The sequence below is a fragment of the Streptomyces sp. NPDC048825 genome (assembly GCF_043198355.1).
Taxonomy (GTDB): domain Bacteria; phylum Actinomycetota; class Actinomycetes; order Streptomycetales; family Streptomycetaceae; genus Streptomyces; species Streptomyces xiangluensis.
In genome coordinates this window covers 49,254-75,080 of sequence record NZ_JBICUR010000007.1, presented here as the reverse complement: position 1 = coordinate 75,080, position 25,827 = coordinate 49,254, and the positions used below count along the sequence as shown (strand labels likewise).

Annotated in this window: 21 protein-coding genes and 3 pseudogenes; 10 read left to right on the top strand and 14 right to left on the bottom strand. The window is 69.0% G+C overall.

Going from position 1 to position 25,827, the window contains the following annotated elements; translation table 11 throughout:
• Positions 1–30 precede the first annotated feature (30 nt).
• Positions 31–750 (top strand): SDR family NAD(P)-dependent oxidoreductase, encoded by a 720-nt coding sequence (locus tag ACGFNK_RS18740; protein ID WP_393417138.1) that lies wholly within the window; start codon positions 31–33, stop codon positions 748–750.
• A gap of 153 nt (positions 751–903) precedes the next feature.
• Here the strand turns inward: ACGFNK_RS18740 and ACGFNK_RS18735 are convergent, their stop codons facing one another.
• Positions 904–1,293, bottom strand: a complete 390-nt coding sequence (locus ACGFNK_RS18735) for a helicase associated domain-containing protein (protein WP_393417136.1) — start codon at positions 1,291–1,293, stop codon at positions 904–906.
• Between the two features lie 373 nt (positions 1,294–1,666).
• Between ACGFNK_RS18735 and ACGFNK_RS18730 the strand changes: the two genes are divergently transcribed.
• A complete protein-coding gene (locus ACGFNK_RS18730; protein WP_393417134.1) occupies positions 1,667–2,368 on the top strand; it encodes a hypothetical protein in 702 nt (233 codons plus the stop codon).
• A 535-nt stretch (positions 2,369–2,903) separates the two neighbouring features.
• On the opposite strand, the gene ACGFNK_RS18725 is transcribed toward ACGFNK_RS18730, so the two are convergent.
• From ACGFNK_RS18725 to ACGFNK_RS18700, 6 genes and pseudogenes are all read right to left on the bottom strand, one after another.
• Positions 2,904–3,281 carry a VOC family protein gene (locus ACGFNK_RS18725; RefSeq protein WP_393417132.1) on the bottom strand — a complete coding sequence of 126 codons (378 nt, stop codon included), beginning with the start codon at positions 3,279–3,281 and terminating at the stop codon, positions 2,904–2,906.
• A gap of 155 nt (positions 3,282–3,436) precedes the next feature.
• On the bottom strand, positions 3,437–4,612 hold the full coding sequence (locus tag ACGFNK_RS18720) for a serine hydrolase domain-containing protein (protein ID WP_393417130.1): 1,176 nt from the start codon (positions 4,610–4,612) through the stop codon (positions 3,437–3,439).
• A 105-nt stretch (positions 4,613–4,717) separates the two neighbouring features.
• A complete protein-coding gene (locus ACGFNK_RS18715; RefSeq protein ID WP_393417128.1) occupies positions 4,718–4,996 on the bottom strand; it encodes a hypothetical protein in 279 nt (92 codons plus the stop codon).
• Between the two features lie 328 nt (positions 4,997–5,324).
• On the bottom strand, positions 5,325–6,038 hold the full coding sequence (locus ACGFNK_RS18710) for a MerR family transcriptional regulator (protein WP_393417126.1): 714 nt from the start codon (positions 6,036–6,038) through the stop codon (positions 5,325–5,327).
• A gap of 128 nt (positions 6,039–6,166) precedes the next feature.
• Positions 6,167–6,568: pseudogene (locus ACGFNK_RS18705) on the bottom strand (transposase); the annotation flags it as partial.
• 213 nt (positions 6,569–6,781) lie between these two features.
• Positions 6,782–6,922 carry a hypothetical protein gene (locus ACGFNK_RS18700; protein ID WP_393417124.1) on the bottom strand — a complete coding sequence of 47 codons (141 nt, stop codon included), beginning with the start codon at positions 6,920–6,922 and terminating at the stop codon, positions 6,782–6,784.
• Positions 6,923–6,989: 67 nt separating this feature from the next.
• Here ACGFNK_RS18700 and ACGFNK_RS18695 point away from each other — a divergent pair, with 67 nt between their 5' ends.
• Positions 6,990–8,162: a serine hydrolase domain-containing protein gene (locus tag ACGFNK_RS18695; protein WP_393417122.1), complete on the top strand. Its 1,173-nt coding sequence runs from the start codon at positions 6,990–6,992 to the stop codon at positions 8,160–8,162.
• Positions 8,163–8,625: 463 nt separating this feature from the next.
• Entirely contained in the window at positions 8,626–9,252 is a 627-nt protein-coding gene (locus tag ACGFNK_RS18690) for a BlaI/MecI/CopY family transcriptional regulator (protein ID WP_393417120.1), read from the top strand.
• Between the two features lie 377 nt (positions 9,253–9,629).
• Here the strand turns inward: ACGFNK_RS18690 and ACGFNK_RS18685 are convergent, their stop codons facing one another.
• The 5 genes from ACGFNK_RS18685 to ACGFNK_RS18665 all read right to left on the bottom strand — a co-directional run bounded on the left by ACGFNK_RS18685 (position 9,630) and on the right by ACGFNK_RS18665 (position 19,180).
• A complete protein-coding gene (locus ACGFNK_RS18685) occupies positions 9,630–10,364 on the bottom strand; it encodes a class I SAM-dependent methyltransferase (RefSeq protein ID WP_393417118.1) in 735 nt (244 codons plus the stop codon).
• Positions 10,365–10,446: 82 nt separating this feature from the next.
• Positions 10,447–12,393, bottom strand: coding sequence for an ATP-binding cassette domain-containing protein (locus ACGFNK_RS18680; protein ID WP_393417116.1), 1,947 nt, complete (start codon positions 12,391–12,393; stop codon positions 10,447–10,449).
• The gene (locus tag ACGFNK_RS18675; protein WP_393417114.1) at positions 12,390–13,280 is read right to left on the bottom strand and encodes a phosphotransferase enzyme family protein; all 891 of its coding nucleotides are present in this window, start codon (positions 13,278–13,280) and stop codon (positions 12,390–12,392) included. The genes ACGFNK_RS18680 and ACGFNK_RS18675 overlap by 4 nt, the downstream gene beginning before the upstream one ends.
• Positions 13,281–14,164: 884 nt before the next feature.
• Positions 14,165–17,764 (bottom strand): SpoIIE family protein phosphatase, encoded by a 3,600-nt coding sequence (locus tag ACGFNK_RS18670; protein ID WP_393417112.1) that lies wholly within the window; start codon positions 17,762–17,764, stop codon positions 14,165–14,167.
• A 579-nt stretch (positions 17,765–18,343) separates the two neighbouring features.
• Positions 18,344–19,180 (bottom strand): hypothetical protein, encoded by an 837-nt coding sequence (locus tag ACGFNK_RS18665; RefSeq protein ID WP_393417110.1) that lies wholly within the window; start codon positions 19,178–19,180, stop codon positions 18,344–18,346.
• A gap of 488 nt (positions 19,181–19,668) precedes the next feature.
• Here ACGFNK_RS18665 and ACGFNK_RS18660 point away from each other — a divergent pair, with 488 nt between their 5' ends.
• A complete protein-coding gene (locus ACGFNK_RS18660) occupies positions 19,669–20,103 on the top strand; it encodes a DEAD/DEAH box helicase family protein (RefSeq protein WP_393417108.1) in 435 nt (144 codons plus the stop codon).
• Between the two features lie 184 nt (positions 20,104–20,287).
• On the opposite strand, the pseudogene ACGFNK_RS18655 reads toward ACGFNK_RS18660, so the two are convergent.
• A pseudogene (locus tag ACGFNK_RS18655) lies at positions 20,288–20,381 on the bottom strand (IS982 family transposase); the annotation flags it as partial.
• 68 nt (positions 20,382–20,449) lie between these two features.
• On the opposite strand from ACGFNK_RS18655, the gene ACGFNK_RS18650 reads away from it, so the two are divergent.
• From ACGFNK_RS18650 to ACGFNK_RS18640, 3 genes are all read left to right on the top strand, one after another.
• A complete protein-coding gene (locus ACGFNK_RS18650) occupies positions 20,450–20,686 on the top strand; it encodes a hypothetical protein (RefSeq protein WP_393417106.1) in 237 nt (78 codons plus the stop codon).
• Between the two features lie 851 nt (positions 20,687–21,537).
• Positions 21,538–22,626, top strand: coding sequence for an amidohydrolase family protein (locus ACGFNK_RS18645; protein ID WP_393417104.1), 1,089 nt, complete (start codon positions 21,538–21,540; stop codon positions 22,624–22,626).
• 30 nt (positions 22,627–22,656) lie between these two features.
• Positions 22,657–23,178: a glycosyltransferase gene (locus ACGFNK_RS18640; protein ID WP_393417674.1), complete on the top strand. Its 522-nt coding sequence runs from the start codon at positions 22,657–22,659 to the stop codon at positions 23,176–23,178.
• A 30-nt stretch (positions 23,179–23,208) separates the two neighbouring features.
• Here the strand turns inward: ACGFNK_RS18640 and ACGFNK_RS18635 are convergent.
• Positions 23,209–23,814: pseudogene (locus ACGFNK_RS18635) on the bottom strand (RNA-guided endonuclease TnpB family protein); the annotation flags it as partial.
• Between the two features lie 137 nt (positions 23,815–23,951).
• On the opposite strand from ACGFNK_RS18635, the gene ACGFNK_RS18630 reads away from it, so the two are divergent.
• Together ACGFNK_RS18630 and ACGFNK_RS18625 are read left to right on the top strand one after the other, a co-directional pair.
• A complete protein-coding gene (locus ACGFNK_RS18630) occupies positions 23,952–24,656 on the top strand; it encodes a response regulator transcription factor (protein ID WP_393417102.1) in 705 nt (234 codons plus the stop codon).
• 21 nt (positions 24,657–24,677) lie between these two features.
• Entirely contained in the window at positions 24,678–25,808 is a 1,131-nt protein-coding gene (locus ACGFNK_RS18625) for a sensor histidine kinase (protein ID WP_393417100.1), read from the top strand.
• Positions 25,809–25,827 lie beyond the last annotated feature (19 nt).

Sequence of the window (25,827 nt, the reverse complement as noted above, 5' to 3'; positions counted from 1 at the left end):
AATTTAGACCTGAATTTAGGGGCTCATCGTATGTCACGCACGATCCTGGTCACCGGCGGCGGCACGGGCATCGGCCGCGCCATCGCCCGTCACTTCGCCGACCAGAACGAGACCGTCATCGTCACCGGCCGTCGCCCCGGCCCCCTTGACGACCTCGCGGCAGAAACCGGCGTTCGCCCCCTGGTCTGCGACCACACCGACCCCCAGGCCCTCCTCCGGCTCGTGGCCGAACTCCCCGAGCGCGTCGACGTACTGGTCAACAACGCGGGCGGCAACATCGTCTTCGACGCCGACGGCAAGACCGACCTCGCCTCCTACGCCCGCGACTTCCGAGCCAACCTCGACGCGAACCTCGTCAGCGCAGCCCTCACCACCAAGGCCCTCGACGACCGCCTCGCCCCGGGCGGCGCGGTGGTACACCTCGGCTCCATCGCGGCCGACCAGGGAGCCGACTCGTACGGCGCATCCAAGGCGGGCCTCGCCACCTGGAACCTGAGCCTTGCCGACGCCCTCGGACCCCGCGACATCACCGCCAACGTGGTCTCGCCCGGCTACATCACCGACACCGAGTTCTTCCGCGACCAGCTCTCCGACGAACGCCGCGCCACCCTCATCGCCGCCACCGCCACCCGCCGTCCCGGCACCCCGGCCGACATCGCCGGCGCCGTCTCCTTCCTCGCCTCTCCGGCCGCCCGCCACATCACGGGCCAAGTCCTCAACATCAACGGCGGCGCCAGCAAGACCCGATAGCCCTGCTGCTGTGAAGGATGCGGGTTCGACCGCTCCAAGACGTCGGCACCGCTGAGAGCGCCGACCGAGCGCTACAGGCAACCCGCGCGTATTTCGCCCGCCCGGCCAGCCGGACGGCGGCCGGGTGCAGCGGTTGCTTGGCGTGAGGTTGCTCTACGCCCAGCGCACCCCGAGCGCGGACAGCTGCTCCATCCGCTCCGGTGAGAGCGTCGCGGCTCGGCTGCGTTGGTTGCCGATCCAGGCGCCGAGCTTGATCGGCCGCTCTTCTTGGTCCTCGCCGTCGCTGCCGGACGCGATCGACTCGACGTGCTTGCGCGGCACCCGGAGGTGGCCCTCGCGTTCGTAGAGCTGGGTGGCCGCCGCCAGGTTCATCACCCACTTGTCGGCCTGTGTGCGGCGTGGCTTCGGTTTCTCGTCTTCGGCCGCGGGCTCGATGCCGAGGATGTGCTCGCACATCCACTGCTGTACGCCGGTGAGTTCGTCCCACCCGAAGCGCTGGGCACGCACCCAGCGTCCGAGGTCCTCGCCCTGGTGCACGACCACCCCGGCTCGGTGGGCAGTTCGCCGCCCTGCTCAAGGTGTCGCCGGGTGAGGTGGAAGGCGCGCTGCCACTCCACGGGCCAGGTGTGGTCGTGCACCGGGACGGGGCGATCTCCTCCAACTGCTCACGCCGGTCCTCCGACAGGGCGCCGGCCGACGACTGAACCGACAGCCCTTGGGCACGCCGCTGCTCGATCTCGGCGGCCTTCCGGGCGGCAGCCCAGGCGTTCTTCGATCACGTGATGCCGTGGTGGATCTCGTACTCGATCCTCCCTGCCCGGTGGCACGGCTTGTACCGGAGGGAACCGCGGCCCTGGGCGGGCTCGTGTCCTGGTACGCGTGGCAGGGGATACCGGGCGAGGCTCGCGGGGGAATCATGCAAATCATCGAGGTGACCGGGTATGCCGTCCGGTCTGCTGTGCTCACCATGAGGCGGGCAGGGACACCACTCGAATTCGTGATCTTCCCGATGCTGCATGTGGCTTCGCCGACGTTCTACTCCCAGGTCCGCATCAGGCTCAGGGAATGCGACCTCATAGTCATGGAGGGAGTCCGAGGGAATTCGGTCGGAGTGAGTGCCCTCACGCTTGCGTACAGGTTCGCCCCCCGGCGTCGGCGCAACGGCCTGCAGGAGCAGCGCGAGGAGCTGCTGCTTCCGGAGGATGTGCCGGTTATCAACCCGGATGTGACCGCGGCAGAGGTGATCGCGGACCTGAAGGCACTGCCGCGGTGGATGTACTTGCTGCTCATGGTCGCGGCTCCCGTGATGGGTCTGGTGTTCGCGCTGCGCGGTCCGCGCGCCTTCCTCGATGAGGACCTGGTAGTCGAGGATCTGCCGTCGACGCTGCGGGCGGAGATGATGGCCGACGATCCTGTGGAGCATGCGTTGACCGGTCGGCGCGACCAGCTGCTGCTCGCCGCGCTCGGCGAGATCCACGCTGAGCGCGGCGACGAGCCGCTCCGGGTGGCCATCGTCTACGGAGCCGGCCACGTCCCGGCGATCGTGTCGGGTCTGATGAATCGTTACGGGTACCGGGCACGTGAGGCGGAATGGCTTACCGTCCTCGTCCCGGCGTAGATCGCCGGGCGAGACCGGTTCTGCGCGGCCCGGCAGACGACGGCGTTCCTTTCTGCTGTTCGGGGCGGTCGGGTGTCGTAGAGGGGATGTCAGCCCAAACGGAAGCCACCGACCATGGAGCCTGACCTGCGGCAACGGGAGACCCGCGGAATCGGCTCACCCAAGCGTTGGCGCAAGGGATGCCGCAGGAGTTGACGCTCCCACCCCCGCTCCGGTCGGCATCCCCAGCGCGGACCCGTATCGCCGTGGCCCGGCCCGGCACGCGCCGGGGGGACGCCGCCCCCGCCTCGCCCCCGAGCTGCCGCGTCCTGCCGTTTCAGAGGTGGTGCGGTTCCGGGATGGTGGTCGTGTCGCAACAGGGGCAACCGGGCGGACCGGAAATGTGCGGCTTCAGTCGCGATGAGAGGGGCCGGAGCCACTGGCATTGGCTCCGGCCCCCTTCACGCGTGCCGGTCCGTCAGGAGGCGTGCTCGCCGGGCACGACGGGAACTTGGCGCCATCACCGATCCGCCATGAAGCAGCAACAGTCCGACGTTCATACGGCGTCCGCGCCGGCGGGTTCCCAGAGCTGGATCGGGGTGCCCTCCGGGTCGCTGAGCTCGGCGAACCGGCCATTGGGGTAGTCCTGCTCATGGACATCGGCCTGGATGCCCGCGCCCCGCAGCTGAGCCACCATGGCATCGAGATCGCGAACCCGGAAGTTGATCGCCCACTGCTGTCCGGGCGTGCGGAAATGCTCCGATTCGCTCGGGAGCGGCGCGAACACAGTTGGCCCAGTCTCGGTCTCCCAGGACCGCTCATCGTAGGTATCCGGTGGGCGTCCTACACCGAGGTGAGTCTCATACCAACTGGCCAGTGCCTCGGGGTCACTAGCACGGAAGAAGATGCCACCGATGCCCGTCACGCGTTCCATGCCGCCATCCTGTCCTGTCGGACCGCTCGGAGCCCATGGCTTGAGTCTTGACGTTCGGAGTGCGGCGGAGCTACCGAGCCACAGGCTCGACCCACCAGGGCAACTCACGACAGCTGGTCGCCACAGACACACTCAGTCTTCCCCTTTGGGCAAGGTCAAGAGTTGTAGGAGGTGAGTGCGGCGACCACCCGGTTGATCATGTCCTCGTCCGTGGTCAACGGGGTCGGGGTGTAAGAAAGGACGAAGCGGAGCCGGAGGTCGAAGGTGGAGAACACGCGGGTGCGGTAGCCGTACGTCTCGCCGGTCTTTCCCCAGAACGTCACGCCGTTCACCGTGGCCGTCTGCAGGCCCATGCTGTAGCGGGCAGGGCTGCCGTCCTTCAGCATGCGGACCTCGGCCGGGGGCAGTGCGCAAAGCTTCTCCATCGCCCGGGGCGGCAGCAAGTCGCCGGAGAACAAGGCCTGTTGGAAACTGAAGAGATCGTCGACGGTGGAGACCAGTTCGCCCTCGCCCCATGTGCTGGACGGGTTGTAGACGGTGGCGTCGCGCAGGGAGCCGTCGGTCATCCGCAGATAGCCGTGCACATGCGGACCGTGCAGGCGGGGGTCGTCGCCCGGTGTCAGCGTGCGCGCGAGGCCGAGCGGTCGCAGGACGCGGGAGCAGATCGCCTCGCCGTAGCGCAGTCCGGTCAGCTTCTCGATGAGGAGGGCGAGGAGTACGTAGTTGATGCCCCGGTACTCCTGCTTGGTGCCCGGGCGGAACTTCAGCGGGCCGTGCGTCACTGTCCGAACCCACTCGTGCGGCGTCCAGCGGTCGAACCGGTGCCTCAGGGCGGCCTCCGGCGTGCTCGTGTCAGGGATGCCCTGGTGGTCGGGGATTCCGCTGGTGTGGTTGAGGAGTTGGGCGACGGTGATGCGAGCGAAGTCGGACGGGAGCAGCCCCGGAAGGTAGCGCCCGATCGGTGCGTTCAGCTCCACGCGGCGCTCTGCCCACAGCTGGAGCACGACCGCGGCCACGAAGGCCTTGGTGACGCTGCCCGCGCGGAACTTGTCGTCGGGACGTGCGGCACGCCCGGTGGTGAGGTCGGCCTGGCCCGTGGTGCCGTACCAGTGGTCCGTGCCGTGGGCGGCACGTAGTTGGGCGGAGATGGCCGGCGGATGTGAGAGGTCGGAGATCGCCGCCTGTAAGGCGCCGGTGTCCAAGCCGGGGTCATCCTGGGGCCTGGCGGAGCCCGCTGCCGCCCGGGAAGCCGCACTTCCTGCCGCGACCAGCACGGCACCGGCCACAGAACCACGGGCCACAGAACGTCGGGAAATCGACTGAGAGTTCATGAAGCTCATGCTGCCGACGGCCACACACCCCGGGCATCCGGGATGTCCCCCAGGCATCCCTGAACCAACCCGTACCTGCCAGTAGTTCAAGCTAAGCCAAGAACGTCACAGTGAGTCGACATCTTTTCGGTGTATGCCGCTGCCCCGCAAGCGTCGGACCCAGTTGCGGAGTCTCGACGTCCACGAGACGCCGTAGATCACCGACATCAGGCAGGCCAGGGGCAACGCGTACCGGCTGGGCATCACTCCCAGGGCGTGGTTCTGCCACGCCAGAAACAGCACCCCGACCTCTGCCAACAGCCACCACCTCCTCGGTACGTCGTCCTCTGCCGTCCACCCCAGCTTCCGCAGCATCACTCGGCCCGCGCTCTTTGCCTTCCCCATGATCCCCCCGGCGGATGGCATACCAGCCCCGTCATCCAAGGTGACTCGCCAAACGGCACAGAGGTTGCCCACACATCGCCTGGGCGGTGCGCGGGGCGCGTCCGGGCCAATGCCACCGTGGAGAACCGGGCTTCTGTCCCAAATGCACCAGGCGCTCCGGCGTGTTCCGTTCACTCCCGTCACGGTGACCGTTCGGCGAACGGGCCCCTTCTCCGCCTCTTCCGCTTCCTGTGGCTGACCTGCCGTTTCGGGATCGGAAACAGGCTTTGACCTCGACATTTGACCGACAGTCAGGGCGTCAGTCCCTTTCCTCCGGCGGTTGCAGGTGTCAGCTTTGGAAGAGGTCGATGCGGTTGCCGCTGGGGTCGGCCACGCAGGAAGAGCGTGGCTTCCAGGGCCTGTCGGCAGGGGGCTCGACTTCGGACGCGCCTGCGTCAAGCGCCCGCTTGTGGACCGTGTCGAGGTCGGCGACCAGGAGGCCGAACCGTGAAGGACCCGCGGGGCCGGGGTGGTTGGGCTCGTGCGCGACGGTCAGCAGGAAGAACTCCTCACCGGGCCAGGTCCCGAACTGGAAGGAGGAGATCTCCTCGTTGAACTCCGCTGCAAACGCTTGCTCGTAGAAGGCTCTCGCCTCGTCAAGATCGCGGACGTTGATGGTCACCTGGACGATACGCGGGCTGGTCACCTGTGGCATAGCGACTCCGTGTTCGATGAAGTTGTCCACGGTGTGGACCATGCGGGCCAGGATGCGAGCACGTTCGGACAACTCCTGCTGGTGCCGGGTCAGGACGGCCTGGCGGATGACGGGGTCCGGCTCGTCAAGGACCTGGCGAACTTCGTCGAGCGGCAGGTCGACATTGCGCAGGGCGCCGATCAGCCGGGCGCGCTGGACCTGGTCCGGTCGGTAGCGGCGGTAGCCCGTGTCCGGGTCGACCATGGCTGGAGGCAGGAGGCCGACCTCGTCGTAGTGCCGCAAGGCGTGGACGGACAGGCCACTCAGGAGTGCGAAGCCGCCTATGCCCAGGAGGTTGTCGTTGCTCACTGGGACAGCATCGGGTTTCGGGTAGCCCGAGAGTCAACCGCCGCCGGCTGTCTGCCCGCGCTCTTGGTTGTAGGAGTGCGCGCGGCGTGGCTGGTGCCTTTCTTGTGGTGGCTGGGGCGAGTGTATGCCTATCCGGTTGCGAGGACCCGGCCCACGTCGTGGCGGGTGGCGGGCGCCGTTCTTGGAAGCCGGTGGCCGGCCGGGGCCGGGTCGGGTGGGTGTCCGTGCACCGGCCGGGGAGCCGGTCTTCGTGCGTAGGTTTCTGAATCCTCTCCGGACTCGGGCGGGGGTGAGCTTGTTCGGCTCGGCCGGCTTCTCCCAGGGCTGCCGCAGGTCGGTGGCCAGCGGGCGGGCGAGCCGGAGCTGGGCATAGGCGGCGATCACCAGCCATGTCCACCGGTCGGCTGCTTCCGAGCTGCGAAGCGGGGCTTGGTCCAGCTGAGCGTCTGCTTGAACAGGTGAAACGTATGCTCGATTTTGAGGCGGCGGAGGAAGGACTGCCAGCAGCGGTCGACGTCCGCAGGGGCGGCGCTGGCGGCCCGCGTGGCTCGTGAGCAGGCTGTGGGCGGCGACCGATCCCGCGGCGGAGTCTTCCGCGCTGAAGCGCTGAATGAGGAGTTCGACGCTGCGCTGGTCGCGGTGGCGCCTCTGTGCACGCTCTGGATGCCCTCTATGGCTCGGTGGTACCGGAGAGGTGAGGATGCGTCAGTTGTCAGGCGGGCGGGCCTTGTAGGCGATGGTGATCACGGGATGGTCGGGTCGCCGATGGGGTCGAGGCCAGCCACGCGCAGCTTCTCGGTGGTCTCATTGTGCCGGGCGGTAGTGACCTCCGAGGAGCGGGCCGAGCCGACCGGAACCCGCCCGTCGCGTTGTACGATTGACACGTCGGCCTCATGGACGTCCCGTGGCGAACTCGCGGGCCCGTTGTCGGCAGCTACGCAAGGACTATTCATGAGGCTGCCCGCATTCCGTGCTCCTGTCGTGCTCGCATTGGTTTCCGCGCTGACACTGACCGCCTGCAGTAACAGCAGCGGCACTCCTGAAGCCGCCCGCTCGGCGGGCCCTGGTTTTCCTTCGCCAACGCCTGATCTCACGGATGATTCGATCCAGGCGGTCCTCAACAAGGCCCTGCCCCGCGGCGGGAGCGGCACGATGATCGCCGCCCGCGGCGGAAAGGTCACACACTGCGCCGGTTACGGGATGGCCGATCGGGCCCACCGCATCTCCGCGAGCTGCGACACGGTGTACGACATCATGTCGATGACCAAGTCGTTCACGGCCGTGGCGATCATGAAGCTGCAGATGGCGGGCAAGCTGCGGGTCAGCGACACGATCAGCAAGTTCGTCGGGCCAGTAACCGCGGACAAGCGCAACATCACGATTCACCAGTTACTCACCCACACCTCCGGGCTGCCGGAGGCGCTGGGAGACGACTACGATCCGATCTCCCGCCAGGAGATGATCGACGGAGCCGCCAAGTCCAAGCTGATCGCCCCACCCGGCACGAAATTCGCCTACTCCAACTTGGGCTACAGCTTGCTGGCCGCCGTCATCGAGAACGCCTCCGGCACGGACTACGAGCACTTCCTGGCGAAGCAGATCTTTGCTCCCGCCGGCATGAAGCACACCGGCTACGTCCTGCCGCGCTGGGACACAGAGCGGATCGCGGTGGAGTACGACGAACAGGGCGTCTCCCAAGGGCGGCCGCTGGACCACCGATGGGCCACCGACGGGCCGTACTGGAACCTGCGTGGCAACGGCGGCTTGCTCTCTACTGCCCGCGATATGTACCGCTTCCACCGCGCTTTGACCGGCGACACCCTCCTGGACCGCGACGCGCAGGCCATGATGTTCAAAGCCCACGCCCCCACCGGCCTGCCGGGCTACGACGGCTACGCCACCGGCTACGGGTGGGGCATCATGCCCGATGGGAGCCTCGCGACCCACTCCGGCGGCAACGGCTGGTCCTACGGCGTGAACGTGCACGCCGTGCGCGGTGACCTGATGGTGTTCTGGATAAGTAACCAGGCTGTCCAGGACGGGAAATGGGATCTCCAAGAGGTTGCCCGACCCCTCGTACTGAAGCTGATCAAGCAGCTTCAAGCCGGCTCAGCCGGTCAGTGAGCGAATGCCGTCGTGATTGCGCAGTCACGGGGCTGGTGTGGGTCGGAAGTGGGGTACAACCTCGGCCGGGAGCATGATCGGCTGTCGGAGATCGTCTGTCACCTCTGGACCTCTGTACCGGCCAGACGAGCAAAGCCCTCAGGAGTGTGGTCGCGTGACGGGTGTTCACCTGATTCCTCCGTGGATACCCCCGCTTTCAGGTGGGGGAGGAAACGGGACTCCTGCGGAGCAGGGCAAGGGGCCGCGAGTTGCCAGCTGTGCCCGCTCGACGGGCGTCAAGACGGTGCCCGTCTGCTTCCCCGGCAGCATCGAAGAGCAACTCCATGGCGGCATTGGTCGCGTAGAAGGCAGCTTCCACCCGCGCCTCGCCCGGAGCAGCTGGGCGCATGGCGGATCATGGCCTGGATGATGCGAGTACGATCCGCCATCAGCACCACACGATGCACGAGGAAAGGTAACTGCCATGTCCGAAGTCGAATCAGCGACCACGGAACTCAAAACGCAGTACGCCGCTCAGGTGGCTGCGGACCTTGAGCGCAACGCCAAGGATCAGGAAAGTATCGGCGCCGAAGTATCCGTACTCCAGGAGCAGTTGCTCGCCCTGCAGCGTGACCGTGCCCTGTTGGTGAACCTGCAGGAGGCGCTGAGCGGCGAGAGCCCCGCGGACGCCAGTCCTGGTTCAGACGAGACTGTCACGCCTGTGCCTTCGGTACCGCGGCAGGCTTCGGCGGAGCCCACACCGGCCAGGAAGAAGAAAGCCGCTGCGCCGAAGCCGAAGAAAACACCGGCCAAGAGCCCCGATACGAAGACGCCCACAACTGGGGCGAAGCAGCCCACTCTCGTCGAGCTCATCCGCAACCATCTCGGCCAGCAGTCCGAGCCACGCTCTTCCGCGGAAATCAGCACCGCGCTGGCCCAGGCACATCCCGACCGTGACATCAAGCCCAAGGTCGTACGCACCACGGTCGAAGGACTCGTCGCCAAGGGCCATGTCCGCCGCACCAAGCAGGGCTCGTCCGTCTACTACACGGCATCCGAGACTGCCCCGGCCGATACCTCGCCGGAGCAGAAGGACCTGGTCACAGCCTGACGGAGAAGGCGCCCGTCGCGCACGACCGTCGCCACCGCCACCGCCACCGCAGAGCGGGAATCGCCGGAACGTTGTCGCTTGTGCCCGCCCGACAGACTCACCCGGCGGGCACCGTCAGCACAACGGCAAGGGCGGCGCCGATCCCTGCGGCCAGACGTAACTGCAGCTCGGGCTGGACGGCTGGTCGGCGCGTGATGGTGCCTCTCGATGAGGTCTGCGCGCTCACCCAAGCAGCAGGAATACAACCTCACCGCTTGATCAGGAGCTTCCCTACAGACGAGCTGCCTCATCCTGTTTGGTCGGCCCTCGCTCAATCAGCAGACACGACACTGCACCGCTGCCGGGGATACCTGGCACCTGGTGTGCCCGGCACGTGTTCAACGGGACTTGCTCGACTGAGGCCCGCTGCTGACACCGGCGCGGCGGTGCGCTCGGAAGAGACGGACGGAGACATGGTTGCCGTCATCGGGCGCGTCGAGGATGTCGACTCGGTCAACGAGGAGGCCGTTGTCGACGAGGAGGTCTTCCCACAACGTCGGTGAGAGCACCCACATCTGCACGGTCAGCGGCTTCCCGCCGGCGAGCGGCAGGATCTCCGGGCGGGCGGTGACGCTCTGGGAGGGGCCGCGGCCGACTGCGTTGGTGTGCAGGACGGAGAAGAACAGGCGGCCGTCCGGCTTCAGTGCGGAGGCGACGGCCGGGAGGAGCCGGTGCGGGTCGATGTAGCCGAAGCCGTGGATGGAGTAGATGACGTCGTACGGCTCTGTGGCCTGCATCAGGTACTCGACGGCGTCGGCGTGGATGAGGCGCAGGCCCGGCAGGTTTCCGTATCGGGTGGTGGCGCGCTCGTGCTGGGTGGCTGAGGCTTCGACGGCGTCGACCGTGGTGCCGTGCTCGCGCACCAGGTGTGCGGCGTGCTTGCCCAGGCCGGAGGCCAGGTCCAGGACCCGCAGGCCTGAGAGGACGCCGAGGACTTCGGTGCCGGGCCCGGCGGGCCAGAACCCCCAGGAGATGCGGTCCACCTCCGGGACCGTGGTGGGCCGGTAGAGGTGGTGTGCCCCGTAGTGCGTCCACGCTTGGGAGTTGACGGCTTCGGGCTCCGTGCTGTGCATGGTGCTCCTCGCTGGTTGGGGGAGAGGCGGGGCCGCGCCGACACGCGGCCCCGCGATGACGCCCGCTACAGGTGGTGGTCGGTCAGCGGTCCTGGGCGAGGGCGTACAACTCGCCCAGGAGGCTTCTCTCGGTGGCGATGAGTTCGTCGAAGGAGCCCTGCTCCCGGACAGTGCCCTGGTCAAGGACGATGACCCGGTCGGCCATCCTGACGTTGTCCAGCCGGTGTGTGACCACTACGGTGATTCGGTCGGGGGCCATGGACCGCAGTTCGCGGAAGATCTGGTGTTCGCCGCGGGCGTCCATCTCGCTGGTGGGCTCGTCCAGGACGAGTACGGCTGGCTCGCGGTACATCGCGCGGGCGCACGCCAGGCGCTGCCACTGGCCGCCGGACAGCTCGTGGCCGCCCCAGACCGAGCGGGCGAGCAGCGTGTCGAGCTGGTCGGGGAGCTCGCGCAGAGCAGTGGTCATGCCCACGCGGTCCGCCGCGTCCCAGATCCGTTCGTCGCCGTGCTCGCGGGGCTGACCCAGGGTGATGTTCTCCCTGGCAGCCAGCGGCCAATGGCCATTTTTCTGCGGGACGAGTCCGACGTGCCGCCAGACCGACTCCGCATCGGCGGTGGCCAAGTCGGTGTCGTCCCACACGACTTTGCCCTCGGTGGGCACGGTCAAGCCGGTGAGCATGCGGATCAGGGTCGACTTGCCGGCGCCGTTCTCCCCGACGAACGCGACGACCTCGCCGCGGTTGAGGGTGAGTGTGATCGGCTGCACGGCCGCGGTGTCCTTGTTCGGGTACGTGTAGGAGGCGCCCTCCAGGCGGATCTGCTGCGGGGGCTTGGCCTGCCTGGTGCCGCGGGCCGTGGTCATGGACTGGACCTCGTCGATGAACTCGTAGTAGTCGGAGAGGTAGAGGCCGTGGTGGAACATCACCGTGCCGTACCGGATGATCGAGTTGAGTGCGCGTCCAGCGGTCTGGGAAGCGACGACGGCCGTGCCCGCGATCGCCGTCGACATGGCGCCGGCGAGGACGAGCCCGGCCAGCGACGCCCACATGCCGAGTGTGAACAGCCCGCCCAGGGACGCGGCGAGCAGAGTGATCAGCAGGTAGGGGCGGGCTCCCTCGAGCTCGCGGCCCTCGACCCGGTCGCACATCGTCCGGTACCAGAAGTGCAGGTAGCCGCGCATGGTGTTGGCCCGCAGCTCGTCGGCGAGGTCCGCCGTGGTCAGCCACCAGCGCATCATGCCGCGGACATTGCGGGCGGAGATCGTCCGGTCGTGGACGCGGTAGTCGATCCGCGCGGCGATCACTCCGCCCAGACCGCGGGGAACGACAGACAGCAGCAGCACGCCGAGCAGCACGGGGTGGAGTGAAGTGAGCACGGTCGCCGCCGACGCGAGCTGGATCAACCCGTTGGTGAGGGTCTTGGCGTCATCCGCGAGGTCGACGGCGCGCAGCGCGCCGATCTCTGCCGCCTGGCTCCGGTCGCTGAAGCCCTCCGCGTCGTAGGCCGCGAGTTCGGCCCGCATGTGCAGGTCGACCAGGGTGAGGTCGGCGGCCGAGGCGATCTTCGGGTTCAGGCGCCGGGTCGCCCAGTCCGCGAGGATCCACATCGCCGCCCCCGTTGCCATGGCCAGGACCGCGACGGCCAGCGCCGGCCATGCCTGCGCCAGCCCCTCGCGCGGGTCCGAGACCATCAGCTGCGGCAGGGCTCTGGCGACGGCGCTGAGCATCACGGCCGTGCCGATACCGGACAGCAGCTGGCAGACGACGATGGTGATGGCCATGCGCCGGTCGACGGACCAGGCCAGCCGGGCCGTCTGTACGAGGGCCATGGGAATCCGGCGGGCCATGTCCCACAGCGTCGCGTCGTCCATGGCGCGCCGGTGCTTGCGGCCGTTGTAGTCGAGCTCGGGAGGCGCGGCCGGCAGCGGAGCCGCAGCCCGCGCCGCGGGGACGGACGGCGTCTCGGCCGCGCCGTCCGCCGCCGTCCCGGTCGCTGCCTTCTTCCCGGGGTTGAGGTGGCGTGTCATGCGAACACCCCTGCCATGAGCCGGTCCAGGGTTCGCCGTCCGCGCGCTGTGACCTCGGGATCGTTGTGCGCCGGGCCCCAGACCAGGCAGGTCACCGCGTCGAGGGCGGCCAGACCCTTCAATGCGTGCAACTCCTCGGAGGAGAGGCCGCGTCCGTACCCTCCCAGGCACGCGGTCCGCAGGTCGGGCCGGCCGGTCCACGCTCCGCAGCTCATCAGGACGAACTCCTGCACGGCCGGCGCGAAGCGGGCGCGCTCGAAGTCAACCCATCCGGCCTGCGCCAACTCCCTGGACCACATGAGGTTCCTGGCCCAGGCGTCTCCGTGGATGAACGCGAGCGGCAGTGGCGGCACCAGCCGCAGCTGGTCAGCCAGGTCACGCACCAGCTTGTGCTCCGCCGGCGTCAGCCGGTCTCCGGCTTTCTGTAGATGCTTGTCGGCGCCGTCCGCCGCAGCCTGCAATGCCCCTTCGGCCTCACGGCGACGAGGCCCGGAGAGGTCGCCGGCCGCATGCAGCCGGGCCAGGAGGGTGCCGCCCTGCCGGTACGCCTCGCACTCCTCCGCGGTACTCAGCGCGAGTTCCTTGAGCGGCCGGCCGGGCACCGCGGTCAGCAGCAGCGCCAAATGCTCGGCACTCGACGCGCGCAGCTGGGGCGCGGTTCCCGCCCCGAGCGAGGGAACGGCGCTCCTGAGCGCGAAGGTCTCCCGCTCGTACATGAGCGGCTGCGGCGAGACCTTCAGGTGGAAGCGGACGCCGTCGCGGCGTCCGAGCTCCCACACGCGCGAGTTGTCCCGCGGGTGCGAGGCGTCCGAGACGGTGAGGGGGGCGCCGAGCTGTTTCTGGGCCCACCCGAGCAGGGACGGCGAAAGAGCAGTCGAGTCGGTCATGCACCCCACCTCGATGACGGGCGTGATGCGGTTGCGAACGGGGCACGGCGGGCGTCTACCGGACGCGGCAGCATGCTCGGGGTGACAGCGTCGGCGGGAGGATTCTCGAACACGAGGCGAAGAGTGGCGAGTACGAGCACGGGATTCACGGATTCTCCTCGGAGATGGAAGCGGGCAGAGCACCCCGGACAACGCCCCTGGTCAGGAGTCGACACGGGCGAATGGTCGAGTAAAAGTTCGAGGCGGAGTGCGGTCGTCAAGTGCCACCGGCGAAGCCGCAGCGCCTGCCTCGTTCGAATTCACTCGTCAAGGGGACAGCGCGCGGCCGTAGTCCCTGCGGGGGATTGCACGGTCGGTTCGTCGACTGCATCAGGTTCCTCCGGCTGGGCACGGACTGCGGCTGCGGGAACCGAACCCTCGCGCGGGGCACTGACAATCACTGGGGTCAGGGATGTGATCCGGACAAGCCGAGCAAGACCCACGGACCGGCCGGCGCTGCTCGCCCGAAGGGCAGGGAAGCGAGGCAGCGCAGTAGCACCGGCACCGGGAGCCCGGGGCACCCGCAGCGGAACGTCACCCGCTGCGGGCAAGCCGAGGACGAGATCACCGAGACGTGCGGCCACCGCGAAGGGCAGCCTTCCCGGGCCCCGCAAGAGCCAGCTGGTCTGGATGCGCTCGGCGACACAGATGCGTCGGCGCCGCCGTCGCGGATGTCTGAATCTGTTCACCCCGGATGAGGGCTGCGCTATGGCTTGGACGGACGGCGCGGGCGAGGTGTGAGAAGTCATCCGGGGTCTGCGCGGGTGGAGTTTCTCCGATCCGCGCGCCCTCAGCAGAGCTCGCGGCTACGTTCGACGCAGTGAATCAGCAAATCCGCAGCTTCCTCAGCAATGACGACGAGCAGCAGCGGTCGGTTGTATGGCACTTCCGTCAGTCTGCGGGTCGCCGGTTCGACACGATGGTTCGGCGGTGGCTGCGAGCAGGGCGGCGTCGTCGTCGACCCGGTCGGGGGTGTTCAGCAGTTCCAGGGCCCGTTCGGTGATCTGCTGGGGGTCGGGGCGGGCGGCGGCGGGCAGTGCGCCGCAGGTCTGGCGCAGGGCCGCCAGGCCGTCGTCCAGGGACAGCGCCCGGTTCTCCACCAAACCGTCGGTGTACAGCAGCAGGCTGGTGCCGGGCGGGAACGCCACCTCCCGGTCGACTGGGGTGCTGCCCAGTCCCAGCGGCAGCGCCGGGGGCAGCTCCAGGTAGGCGGTGTCGGCGGCTACCAGCAGCGGCGGCAGGTGCCCGCTGGCGGCGTAGCGCAGGCGGTGATGGTGGGGCTTGTAGACCGCGTACAGGCAGGTGGCGAAGCGGTCGGTGGCGAGCGACTGCAGGTAGGCGTCCAGCCTGGTCAGCACCTGGGCCGGGCCGGCGCCCGCCAGGGCGAGGCTGTGCAGGGCGGAGCGGAGTTGGCCCATCACGGTGGCAGCTTCCACGTCGTGGCCCATGACGTCGCCGATGGCCAGTCCCACGGCGCCGTCGGGCAGGGGGAGTACGTCGTACCAGTCGCCACCGACCTCGGCGCCGCGGTTGCTGGCCCGGTAGTGGGTGGCCAGGCGCACGCCGGGTACCTGGGGCAGGCGGTGGGGCAGCAGGGCGCGCTGCAGGGTCAGGGCGAGGTGGCGCTCGTTGTGGTACCGGGTGGCGTTGTCGTAGGCCAGGGACAGGCGGTGGGCGAGATTCTCCAGATACTTGTGTTCGACCGCGGAGTAGCCGCCGGTGTGCCGGACCAGTACCAGGGCCCCCAGCGTCTGGTCGTGGGCGTGCAGCGGCAGGGCCAGCACGGCGGCGGGCGCCGGGGGCGGGCCGGCTGGGGCTGGGGCGGTGCCGTTGATCGCGTGGGTGGCGGCGGTGGCCAGGTCGTCGCGGGCAAGAAGGGGGGTGCCGACGATGTATGCCGGGGGCGACTGCGCCGGGGCGGGTGTCGCGGCGGTGAGGTGGATGCTGATCTGGTCGGCGAAGTCGGGCAGCAGGATCTGGCCGGCAGTCTGCAGTATCTGGTCCGGGTCGAGGGTGGCGGACAGCCGCAGGCCCGCGTCGGCCAGGGAGGCCAGCACGGCGAGCTGGTTGCGGGTCTCGGTCAGGACCTGTTCGCGCAGCCGGGACAGTTCCAACCCGGTGCGGACGCGCGCCAGCAGCTGGCCCGCCGAGAAGGGTTTGGCCAGGTAGTCGTCGGCGCCCGCGTGCCGGCCCTGCACGGATTCCTCCTCGCCGGCGCGGGCGGTGAGCAAGACGATGGGCAGGCGGGCGGTGCGCGGGTCGGCGCGCAGCGCCCGCACCAGCTCGAAGCCGTCCATGCGGGGCATCATCACGTCGCTGAGTACCAGCTCCACCGGCTGCGCCAGGGCCATCTCCAGGGCGGTCCGGCCGTCGGGGGCGAGCAGCACGTCGTAGTCGGGCTGCAGGAGCTGGGTGAGGTAGGCGCGCATGTCGGCGTTGTCGTCGACGACCAGCAGGCGGGCCCGGTGGGGGCGGTCGGCTTCGTGCGGGCCGGGGTCGTGGGGGGCATCGTGGTTCGCGAGGGCGTGCGGGGTGCGTGCCGCGGAGGTGGTGGCCGCGGCGGGGACGGGGTCGGCCGCCAGCCAGCCCAGCGCCTCGTCCACATGGGCCGCGGCGCGGCCGGGCCGGCCGCCTCCGCCTTCCCCGGCGGATTCCCCGGGGGATCCGGCGTCGGCCGCGGGCGGGGCCGGGCGGGGCCGGTGGGCGGCGGCGAAGGGGAGGTCCACGGTGACGGTGGTGCCCTGGCCGAGCCGGCTGTCCACGCCGATGGTGCCGCCGTGCGCTTCCACCAGGTCTTTCACCAGAACCAAGCCGAGACCGCTGCCCTCGTGGGAGCGGGAGCGGGCGCCGCGGACCCTGTGGAAGCGCTCGAACAGGCGCGGCAGCTCGTCCGCGGGGATGCCGGTGCCGGTGTCGGTCACGGTCAGCCGGGCCCGGTCGCCGGCCGCGGCCACCTGCACCCGAGCGCCGCCGGTGAAGGTGAACTTCAGGGCGTTGCTGAGCAGGTTGAGGATGATCTTTTCCCACATCTCCCGGTCCAGGGACACCGGCTTGGGCAGTGGCGGGCACTCCACCTCCAGCGTCAGCCCGGCCGCCTCGAAGGCGGAGCGGAACACCCCGGCCAGCTCGGCCGTGGCACCGGCGAGGTCGACCGGCTCGAGGGCCGGGCGCATCTGCCCGGCCTCGGCCCTGGCAACGTCCAGGAGAGTGTTGACCTGCTTCAGCAGGCGCAGGGCGCCGCGCTCGGCCAGCTCCAGCTGCTCGCGCCGCTCGGGCCGGTCCTCGTCGGCCAGGGCCTGCTGGAGCGGGCCCAGGAGCAGGGTGAGCGGGGTGCGGAACTCGTGGCTGACGTTGGCGAAGAAGGCGGTCTTGGCCCGGTCCAGCTCGGCCAGCGCTTCCGCTCGCCGACGCTGCTCTTCGTGCGCGAGCGCGGCCGACTCGTGCGCGAGCGCGGCCGACAGCGCCCCGGCCACCGCGGAGGCGAACACCTCCAGGAAGTCGTGGTAGGCCCCGGCCGGTGGGAAGCAGGGGTTGACGCCCACCACCAGGACGCCCTCCACCTGGCCCGCGCAGTGCAGCGGCAGGGCCAGCGCCTGCTCGACCGGGAGCCGGGGGGCAGCGGCGTGCCGCCCGGCCGTGCTGCCGCCGGTGAACGCGGCAGCCGGCAGCGTGGCCGGGGCACCGTCGGCGACCACCTGCGCCAGACGGGCCGCCACCTCCGACCCGTCGGCCGAACTCAGCGAGACGGTCTCGGGCGCCGACCGGAGCCCGGCGGAGGCCGCCGGGCGCTGCATCCCCGGCTCGGAGGCGAGGTACAGGCCCAGAAACGGGATCTCCTCGGGGTAGGAGCCCGCCACCTCGGCGACCACGCGGGCGACCTCGCCCGGGGTGGGCAGCCCGGCCGTGCGCGTGCCCGTCTCGCTCAGCAGGCGCAGCCGGCGCTCGCCCAGCACCCGGCCGGTGGTCTCGGTGAGGATCTGCAGCACGCCGCCGGCGGTGCCGTCGTCCAGCAGCACGGGCTGGAAGGCGGAGTCGAAGTAGCACTGCTCCAAAAAGCCGTGGCGCTCCATGATGAGCAGCTCATCCGGGACCAGCAGGGGCTTGCGGGTGTCGGTCACATAGTGGAAGTGGGAGCTCACTGGGTGGGCCCAGACCTCGGGGAACACTTCCTTGTAGGGCCTGCCGAGCGCCCAGGGGTGTTTGGCGCCGACAATGGGTGTGGAGCCCAGGTTGTACAGCGTGGCGAATTCAGCCCCCCAGTACAGAGCCATCCCATGCTCAGAGGTGAGCATGAGGCGCAGGGTGTCCACCAGGGGCCCCGGCCAGGAGACGGGGGGCCCGAGCGGCGTCGCCGCCCAGTCGATCCCTGCCAGAAGCTCGCCGAACGCGCCGCCCTCGGCGAACACCCGGGCCGCCGCGGTGCGCGGGTCATCGGGCCGGGTCATCGAGAAATCTTCCTCCTGGCGCCTATGTGATCCGCCCGCGCCCTATCAGGGCTGCCGACGGGAACAGCTGCGGACCTCCCGGGCAGATCGGACGCCGGATCCGACGGTTCTGACTACACCTCTGCCCGAATTGTAAAATTTAAACAGTTAAAAGGCTATTTGCCCAGCAGTGTACGCCTGCGGCCGCACGTCGACGGCGGTGATCGTCGACTCGCAGTCCCTGCGGACGGCCGAGACCGTCGGCGCCGACGGACAAGCGACGGACAAGGCGGGGACGGCGGGAAGAAGTTGGCGGGCCACAAAGGGCACGTGACTGTGGACTGTCTGGGCATGCTGCTTGTGGTGCTGGCCAACTCCGCGAGCGTGCAGGACTGCGATGCCGGGATAACGCTGCTTACCCGCGATCGGGCTGATGATGGCCGAGCGCGGCATGGTTGCCCGGCCGCCGGCGGCAGCATCCTTGCCAGAGGCCGATACCTGGATTGGCTAGACCCGCACGCCGCGCCCCGAGCCCCATCGAGTGGCACGGACGCGGGCTCACGGCGCTCGTCGTCGTGGGCCCGCCGTGGTGGATACGGCTCAAGGGGTGTCGTGGATGGTGGTCGCTGTGCCGTTGGTGACCTTCACCTCGGCGGTGAAGCCCTTTTTGGCGGCGCTCTCCAGTTCGGCTTCGGTGCACTCGGTGCCGCCCTCTTGTCCTTCCCCTACGCCCGGGCCCCCGCAGACCTGGCCGTAGCCCCAGATGTCAGTGTCCTCGGCGACGAAGAACTGCTGCGGGACGCCGTGCTCCTCGGTGACCGTGTACTTGCCCGGCGCCAGGTAGGAGACGGCTCCGTGCCAGGTTCCGTTGACGCCCTTGCCCTTGTTGATGCCCTCGATGGCCGTGTCCCGGGAGCCGGAGCCGGAGTCTGACTCGGATCCGGTGCCGTCCTCGGGCTGAGCGGCACGCCGCTCGGAGACCAGCGTGGCGACTCCGTCCTTCAACTTCACATCGGCGTTGACGGCGCCCTTCTTGGTGGCCGTCTCCAACTGGTCCAGCGTGCACGGCGCGTCGACCTTCGACTGCGCGTCCCCGCATATGGTTCCCACGCCGTAGACCTCGGTGCCGTCGGCGACCCAGAACTGCTGGTCGTTCTTGCCCGGGGCGGACACGATGTACTTGCCCGGCGCGAGGTAGGTCACCGTGCCGTTGCTGAACGTCCCGCTGACACCCTTGGACGTGGAGTCCTTAGCGTCGCTGGAGCCGTTGGAGTCCGCGGCCCCGGCCTTGTCCGCGACCGCGGCAGAGTCCTCGGTGCCCTTGCCGGAGGACGAGCCGCCGCTGGTCGCGGAGTCGCTCTGGCAGGCGGTCATCAGCAGCCCGGCGGTGATCGCGGCGGTGACGACGGCGGCCCTGCGCAGGTGGCGGTTCATCATGGGAAGTCCTTCCGATGTGAGGGGTAGCGGGGGCGGCGGTGCTTGTGCCGTTCTCCCGCGGAGTGATCAATAAGAGGGCAGGCCAGTCCCGCAGGTCACGCCCGTCCTCGCATCAAGACACCGTTGTCATAGAGCCGTGACACAGCAACACATCGGTCATGGACGGCTGCGGCCCGGTGTGACGGTTGGCGACAGATGATTTCGCGGTGCGGTGCAGCGGCTGGAAACCCGATCCGACGCCGACCACGGCACGATTACCCGCGCCTCTTTCGAACTGGCCGCCCGACTGGAGGACTGCGCCACCCAAATCCGACTCCTTCAGCGGGAGATGACCGCCCGGAACAACGCCAAGACCGTCGCGGAGTCCGTGAAGGCGCCTGCGGGGCGCCGGTTGGTGAGCAGGCGGCCCTCAACGCGGCGGCCTGTGCTGCCTTTCCGGCAGGACTGCTGCCCGCATGGCGCCTGCTTCGCATCGAGGAAGCCCTTGTATGACTGTGGTTGTTGTTCCGTCATCCGCCCGGCCCGGGAAGCGACCGCTGTTCGCCGACCAAATGCAGGCGGCTGAGCGGCTGGTGCGGCACCTGCGGGGTGCGGGGACGCGGGGCCTGCTTGTGTTGGCGACGGGGACCGGCAAGACGCTGGTGTCCATCCGGGTGGCAGACGAACTCGGCGCGCGGCTGGTGCTGTTCGACGGCACCCGCCAAGAAGCGGACAGCGCGCTGCGGACCACCGCCCTGCACCTGTCTGTCCTGCGCGCGATGACCGAGCACGGCCTGCGCCGCGTGCTGGTGTACTTCAACCTGGTCTCCGACGCGCGCACCTTCGCCCGCGAACTGCCCCACCCCCTGCACCTGTTGCGCCCAACCGACCCCGGTGGGTGCCCCGACGTCACCCCGGAGCTCTTCTTCGCCCACGGAGAATGAGGCCGCCCGAGCTTTGGGCTATGACGGCTCGCAGCCCGCGGGTAAGGCCAACTAAATTGCTTACACCGTGATGGATGCTGCTGACTCTTGTTGGCATCGCCGCGGGTCAGAAACGTTCGTCGATGCCAATTAGAAAGCTTGGTCACACCGGGCCAGGTGCGGACCAGGGGCTCGGCGGCGAAGATGTCGAGAAGTGCCTCGCGCTCGTCGGCCTTGGCGCCGGTCAGGGTGAAGGCGACGGGCAGGCCCTGGAGGGTGCACACCAGGTGCAGCCGCAGGCGCTGGATCGACGCCGTGGACTCCGGCCGCCACGCCGCCCCGCCCGCGCTACGAGTGCTGCAGGTCGGTGGCGCCCGCCTCGCACCGCCGCGCCGAACCGGTGCTCGGCGGCACGCTCCAGCAGGTGTTCGGCATGGCGGAGGGAGTGCTGAACTACACGCGCATGGGCGCCCCTCCCGAAGGCACGGGCGTTCAGGGGGCGTCGAACCTCGAGAACAGGCAGGACAACATCCGCACTTGTGTCGCCGCTTCACCTGCACCAGGTCACGGCGGACGCACCCAAGAGCTGACCACGTACTCCTGACGGACCCGTCTGAGTGTGTCTCGCGTTCGTCGTACCGGTCGGGTGGCAGCGCCTGACCTTCCGCATCAGTTTCCTCAGGATGGCGGCCGGGGGCGGCACCTGAGTCTCGAAGAAGCAGGAGACCGCTTCGGGATGTGGGCGTCAGTCTGGCGATTGGCTTCATGGAAGCTTCATGTGCTGAGCCGTACGTGCTTTATGAGGCGGCTGTTGTCTGGCGGTCATGCACGTACTCCTCGTCCCGCCGGTGGACAGCGATGATCAGCCTGCTGTGCGGCACCTGACGACGGCGGTTGACACCGCGCTGTCCGGTTCCGTTGTGATCGGCGCGTTCCTTCGTCTGGGGTCGGCCAGGCACGTGGACCCCGCTGGGCCGGCGGTCGGCGATGACGCGCTGCATGAAGGAACGCAGGCCTGTTCACCTGGGTGGGGGCAGCGCCGACGGAGTCGGCGACGTTGCTCGCGGGTCCGCCCCACAGCCGACTACCGGCTGGCGCGGCTACGTCGGCGCCATGGGGTTCCCACGCATGAGCGCCGGATCGACCTGTTGGCGGCGACTGGCCCGGCCGAGGAACAACTTACCCGCTTGCGCTCCCCGATCGGCCTGCCCCGCGCGCACACCCGCGCGTGGAGGCGGCGGTGTCCATTACGGCAGGGAACATCGCCGTCCTGCGCAGGCTCTGCCCGGCCTGGCGACGGCGCCGTGACGTACGCACATACGACCTGACTCGTACACAGAATGAAGAGGGGAACTGGAAATGAACCTGCGACGGAGTATCTCGCGTCGAAGGGTGATCGAAGGGGCATCGGCCGCGGCGCTTGTCACGGCGGCGGCGGCCACAATGCCTGCGGCCATGGCTAGTCCGGAGTCGGCAGCGTCCGGTCCGGGGCTGCCGAAGGGCAACTGGCGTATCGATACCCATGCGCACTACGCCCCCGACGTGTACAACGACTACCTGAAGCGCTACGGCCTCCTCGGCGCCATTACCGGCGCGTACGGTCCGTGGTCGGTCGATCGGCACCTGGCCTTCATGGACCAGTACCGGATCCAGGCCAGCGTCCTGTCGTTCGGCGACCTCCAGGTCACCGTGGGCCCGGTCGACGACCGGCGCGCCACCGCCCGCGCGGTCAACGACTACGCCCGCGACCTCGTGCAGACCCGTGGTGACCGGTTCGGGATCTTCGCGGTCACCCCGATGCCCGACATCGAGGGCTCGGTGGCCGAGGTGGACCGCGCGCTCGGCGAACTGGATCTCGACGGCATCTGTCTGCTCACCAACTACAAAGGCACCTACCTGGGGGATCCTTCCTTCGCGCCTCTGTACGAGATCCTCAATGACCGCGGTGCCTACGTCTACGTCCACCCGACGGGTCCGGAGGTGAACCCGGCTCCGAAGCTCTGCTTCGGACCCGACATCCCGGCCGGGAACAACGTCTTCGAGTACACCTTCGACGCGACCCGTGCGATGACGAGCCTGATCTACAACGGTGTCCTGCGGGACTACCCGAACATCCGCTGGCACTTCACGCACTGCGGCGGGGCACTGCCGTTCCTGGCCTACCGGCTCGCGACACGGCACTCGGCCTTCCCGCCGTTCAACGAGGTGCTGCCGGAAGGCCCCCTCACGTACCTCTCGCGCATGTACTTCGACGACGCACAGGCGTTCACCGCCGCGCAGTTGCAGCCGTTGTCGTCGCTGGTGCCCGACAACCACATCATGTTCGGCAGCGACTGGCCGGCGACCCGCCACCTCTACGCGGCCGACAACGTCGAGACGATGCCCTTCCTCAAGGGCAGCCTGCCGATTCTCAAGGCCGGCGACCCCGAACCGACCGTCGATGAGGTCTACAACCGGCGCCAGCGGATCGCTCTCGAGCGGACCAATGCCCTCGAGCAGTTCCCGAAGCTACGGGCGCGTATACGCCGGTCCAGCTCGCGCTGAGCCGCGACCGCACGTCATGCCCGCCGCCCGCTGCCCCGCCGACGGGGCGCGGGCGGCGCTCTGTGCAAAGGTCAGCGCCGGCCAACGGAGGAGCCAGGGAAATCCACGTCGGCGGTCGGGCGAACGCGGCCCGCAGGATGGAGCCGGTTTGCGCAGGTCCGCTTCGCACGTGCGGGTCGTCGCTCCTGTCGCGCGGAGCTGCAGGGCCTGGTCACCATGGAGGCCATGGCCGCGGGCAACCCCGTCGTCGCGGCCGACGCGATGGCACTGCCGCACCTGGTCCACCCCGGCCGCAACGGCTACCTCTTCCCGCCCGGTGACGTGCGCGCCCTCGCCGACCGCCTCATGGAGCTGCTCGACGACCCGGCGGCCCGGCGCCGGATGGGCGAGGCCGACCGGGGGATCGTCGCCGGCCACGACATCCACCGTAGGCTGGCCGCATTCGAGGCCCTCTACCTCCATGCCGCCGGTCACCCCGCGGCCATGACGGCCCTTCACCTTCCCCTCCCCACCTCGGCGGCGACGAACGACGATGGAAAGCGAGCACGTTGACTTCCTCCCCCTTGTGAACGAGGGGGATTCCTACGGCTCGCGTCGTGGGGTTTTCTGCTTCACCGCCGACTGCCCGCCCGGAGAACTCCGTTGAGGTCTTACACCGGCTCCACAGACAGACGCCGCCAGCCCGGCGGCCAGAAGGTTCTTCGCTGCGTTCACGTCCCGGTCATGGGCCGTACCACAGCTGTCGCACGTCCAGGTACGGACGCCCAGCGGCATGTTCTCCTGCAAGGTGCCGCAGGCGGAGCACAGCTTGGAGGAGGGGAAGAACCGGTCTACGGCGATCACTTCCCGCCCGTACCAGATGGCCTTGTACTCCAGCAGGGAGCGGAACTCGCTCCAGCTCGCGTCCGAGATGGCCCGGGCGAGCGGGTGGTTTTTGAACATGTTGCGCACGGTCAGGTCCTCGATCACGAGCGTTTGGTTTTCACACACGAGACGACTGGTCAGCTTGTGCAGGTGGTCACGGCGCCGGTCGGCGATCCGCGCGTGGACCCTGGAAACCTTGCGCCGCGCCTTGGCCCGGTTGGTTCCCTCACCCCTGGCCTTGCGGGACAGTTCCCGCTGGGCCCTGGCCAGACGGGCGCGGTCACGGCGCTCATGCCGGGGGTTGGTGATCTTCTCCCACAAACTAGTGGGTGCATGTGGAGATCAAACCTGCGGGTCAGAGCACTGTGATCCGCCCTGGCGGCGAATCCCAGCACCTTGTACTGCTCCGCAGGAGTCCGTTTCCTCCCCGCCTGAAGGCGGGGTATCCACGGAGGAATCAGATGAGTACGCAGCGCGTTCTGGTCGTCGATGACGAACCCAAGATCCGCATGACCGTGCGCGGCTACCTGGAGGCGGATGGGTTCCACGTCATCGAAGCCGCGGACGGACCGTCCGCCCTGCAGGCGGTCACCCGCGACCGGCCGGACCTCGTGGTGCTCGATGTGATGCTCCCCGGGCTGGACGGATTCCAGGTCCTGCGCCGCATCCGGGAGGCGAGCCAGATCCCGGTGATCATGCTCACCGCCCGGGACGAGGAGGTCGACCGGCTGATCGGCTTCACCACCGGCAGCGACGACTACGTCACCAAGCCGTTCAGCCCCCGCGAACTGGCGCTACGGGTACGAGCCATCCTGCGGCGCACCGACAACCGCCCCGAGGCGGCCCACGAGGACGGCGTGCTGCGCTTCGACGGACTGACTGTCGATCCCGAGACACGCATCATCCTCGTCGACGCCGACCGGACGGTGGAGCTGTCCGCCCTCGACTTCGATCTGCTGTTCGTAATGGCCCGGGCACCGGGACGGGTCTTCACCCGGCGCGGACTGCTGACCCAGGTGTGGGGCGAGGACTTCTTCGGCGACGAGCGCGTCGTGGACGTACACATCCGAACCCTGCGGCGCGCGCTCGGCGACGACGCGAACGCACCCCGGTTTGTAGGCACCGTCCGCACCATCGGCTACCGGTTCATCGGGCGCCCCGCCTAGCGGCCAGGAAGGACACCACCCATGCCGCCCTCCCGCTCCCCGGACCACCACAGGTTTCGTGCGCGGCTGCGCCGAATCCAGGAGCGGCTGTCGCTGCGCAACCGGCTGGTGCTCTCGCACGTCATGGTGCTCCTCCTGGCACTGCTGGCCATGGCGGCAATCAGCGCGCTGATCGAGGTGTGGCTCGGGCTTGACGACGTCGAAGGCGACGTGGTCCTGCAGGTCGGCCTTTGGTTCGGGGTGGCCGCGGCCTTCCCGGCGTCCGTCGCCCTGTCCCGGTTTCTGCTGCGTCCGCTCGACCGGGTGCGCGCCGCCACGCGCCGGCTCGCCGAGGGACACTACGACGACAACCTCGAACTCCCCAGCGAGCCGGGCCTGGCAGCGCTGGTCGAAGACGTCAACACGCTGGCGGCAGCCCTCGCCGACACCGAACGCCGCCGCGCCCGGCTGATCTCCGAGGTCGCCCACGAGATGCGGACCCCCATCACCCTCCTACGCGCCCAGATCGAGGGCATGGCCGACGGCATCTTCATCCCCGATGAGGCAATGTTCGCCTCCCTCGCCGACGACCTTCACCGGCTGCAGCGCCTGGCGGGCGACCTCTCCAGCCTGTCCCGGTCGGAGGAGGGCGCCTTCGATCTTCACCGCAAGCCCACCGACATGGCCATGGTGGCACGGACCACAGCCGAGCGACTGCGCCCCCAGTACGACGACCAGACGGTGACCCTCGTCGTGGACGCAGACACACCCGGCGTCGCCTTCTGCGACCCGGACCGGATCACCCAGGTCCTGGTGAACCTGCTCGGCAACGCACTGGCCGCATCCGATCCGCACGGGCATGTGGCGCTGTCCGTGCACACCGAACCGTCGCCCGGGCACCACATGATCGTCCGGGTCATGGACGACGGCATCGGCATCGCCGAACACGACCTCGAGCGCATCTTCCACCGCTTCGAACGCCTCGAGCATCCCGGCCGCCCCGCTGCTGCCGGCGGCAGCGGCATCGGCCTGGCCATCGCCCGGGGCATCGCCCGAGCCCACGGCGGAGACATCACCGCGGAATCCGCCGGGCTGGGCAAGGGAGCAACGTTCACCTTGCGCCTACCGCAGGAACCCACGCCAGGGGGCGGCATGCCTCCGGTCTCCCGCTGACCCCATCGACCCATCGACC